Genomic DNA, 2,092 nt, shown 5'->3' on the forward strand with positions numbered 1-2,092 from the left:
GCCTCGTCCCGCGCCTGCTCGGCCTCCAGCCGCGCCATGTCCGCCGCGCGCGCCTGCTCTTCGGCGCGCTCGCGCTGTTGCTCGGCCAGCTCGGTGGCGCGCTGCATGTCCTGCGTGCGCGCCTCCAGCAGAATCTGCTGGCGCTCGCCCTCGGCCCGCATGATCTCCGTTTCCGAGGCTTCCAGCTCCGCGAGTTCGCGGGCGATGGCGACGCGTTGCTCGGCAATGTATCCATGATGGTCGATATCGTCCTGTTCGGCGCCGGCGGCGGCCAGCCGCTCGGCGGTGCGCAGCGCATCCTCCGCTTCGCGCAGCGCGAAGGGCGCGGCCTCGACGATCTGAGCATCATTGACGGCGCTGTTATAGGCTCTTTGCGCCTGGCTCACCGCCGGGTTGTCGGCCGGCGTCGTCACGCAGCCCGCGGCAAGCGCGCCGGCGAGTGTCACGATTCCCAGGTTGCCGATTGGACGAATATTCATCGTTACTCCTTAAATTCGCGGCGCGGCCGCGCGTTTGAAACGGGCGATAGCGCACGCACCCGAACTCTGCATCCCGATCGAAATTCGCGCGTCGAAGATCGCCCTGTGCGCACCAACGACGTCATCTTAAGGCACGCCACTGACTTCTTCGCGCAGCACCCGAATGCTCTCACGCAGCTGCTGTACGGAACGCTGCGCCCTGCCGCTCTGCACCTTGGCCTGCGCGAGTTCGGCCTCGACCTGCGCCTGCTCCGCCAGCCGCCGCGTGACGGGAAAGTCTTCGGCGACCAGCGCCGCGCGGGCCTGCTTTAGCTTCATGATCGCGCTGTCCAGCTCCACCGGTGCATACGTGCGCGCGTCGGACTGGTCGGCCAGATGGATGGCGGTATCCGCGCGCGCGAGCTCCGCAAGCGGCGGCGGTGTGCTCGCGCAACCGCATAAACCGGCCAGCATCAGGGCCAGGCTACCGATCGGCAAGGTCAGACGGAATTTTTTCACAACGGCGCTCCTGAGCGTGTTTGGGTCGCTATGGCGGTCGGTGCGGGACGCCCCATCCGACCAGGATCAATTTATTATAAGCTACTGAAGGTTACTGGCCGCAATGCCAGTGACGATGGTCCTGCCGCGGGTGATAACATGCCGCGCCGCTAGAACTGGCGGCACGCATGATACGATTCCTGACCAACAAACGGGAGGAGCCCGGTATGGAGATTGAAGTCGGCGGATTTTTTGGTCTGCTTATCCTGATTGCCGATGTATGGGCGATCGTCAACGTCGTGCAGAGCAACGACTCCACCGGCATCAAGGTTGTCTGGGTGGTGGCGATTCTGCTGCTGCCGCTGCTGGGATTTATCGCCTGGCTGATCTTCGGCCCGCGCAGCGCGAACGGCTAGAGGATCTGGGTCGTACAGGTCTGAGTGCGGCGCCAGCGCGCGATTCTACTGTCGGCCGGCTCGGCAAATTTTATTGCGGCCCAGTCCCGTTCGGCGCGGGAACGCCGCCGCGCCTGCTTGCGTCAGCAGGCCCATTCGAAGGTTTGCCCCCGCGTTGGCCCGGCGGCAACAGACTGGCCCGCTGCGGCCAGTGATCGGCATCAAAAGCGCTCTGGCGCTCGAGCGCGGCCAGTGACAGATCGAGCACCAGATCCTCGTCTTCACCCGGGTCTCGTAGCCCGCGCAGCGGCACGGCGTGCAATGTTTGCCCCACGCCTAAAAAGCCGCCGGAGGCCATCACCGCGTACGCTACCGTTGCGCGCGGCCCGTCAATCGCAAGATCGATGATTTCACCGAGTGTCTCATTCTGTAAATTTCGCACCGTCCTGCCGAAATAGTTGTCGGCCAGAACGATGCGCGCAACGCCGCTGGCGGGCGCGACCTGCTCAACCGAGGCTGGCGCATCGTGACCAGCGACGCCTGCGTAAGCGTGGGCGCCGATGGTCAGCGACCCCAGCAAGGCTGTTGCGGCGCTCACCGTGAGCATCAGACCGCGCCTGGCAAAGCGGCCGGCGAACCCGCCTCGCCCGGGCCGGTCGTCGGCTGGCGTCAACGGCGGCTGGACGCACCGACTGTCAGTGCGCTTCATAACGTTTCAGCTTGTTGTAAAGCGTCTTCAGG

General features: G+C 65.1%; 4 protein-coding genes. 1 reads left to right on the top strand and 3 read right to left on the bottom strand.

What is annotated here, in order from left to right:
• Window positions 1-479 (bottom strand): DUF4398 domain-containing protein (locus H0V34_00755; protein MBA2490281.1); only part of this gene is annotated, 479 nt, incomplete at its 3' end.
• A gap of 126 nt (window positions 480-605) precedes the next feature.
• The gene (locus H0V34_00760; GenBank protein ID MBA2490282.1) at window positions 606-977 is read right to left on the bottom strand and encodes a DUF4398 domain-containing protein; all 372 of its coding nucleotides are present in this window, start codon (window positions 975-977) and stop codon (window positions 606-608) included.
• Window positions 978-1,183: 206 nt separating this feature from the next.
• On the opposite strand from H0V34_00760, the gene H0V34_00765 reads away from it, so the two are divergent.
• Entirely contained in the window at window positions 1,184-1,372 is a 189-nt protein-coding gene (locus H0V34_00765) for a PLDc_N domain-containing protein (protein MBA2490283.1), read from the top strand.
• A 70-nt stretch (window positions 1,373-1,442) separates the two neighbouring features.
• Here the strand turns inward: H0V34_00765 and H0V34_00770 are convergent, their stop codons facing one another.
• Window positions 1,443-2,024, bottom strand: coding sequence for a PRC-barrel domain-containing protein (locus tag H0V34_00770; protein MBA2490284.1), 582 nt, complete (start codon window positions 2,022-2,024; stop codon window positions 1,443-1,445).
• Between the last annotated feature and the right edge of the window lie 68 nt (window positions 2,025-2,092).

This window comes from Gammaproteobacteria bacterium, from assembly GCA_013696315.1.
Taxonomy (GTDB): Bacteria; Pseudomonadota; Gammaproteobacteria; order JACCYU01; family JACCYU01; genus JACCYU01.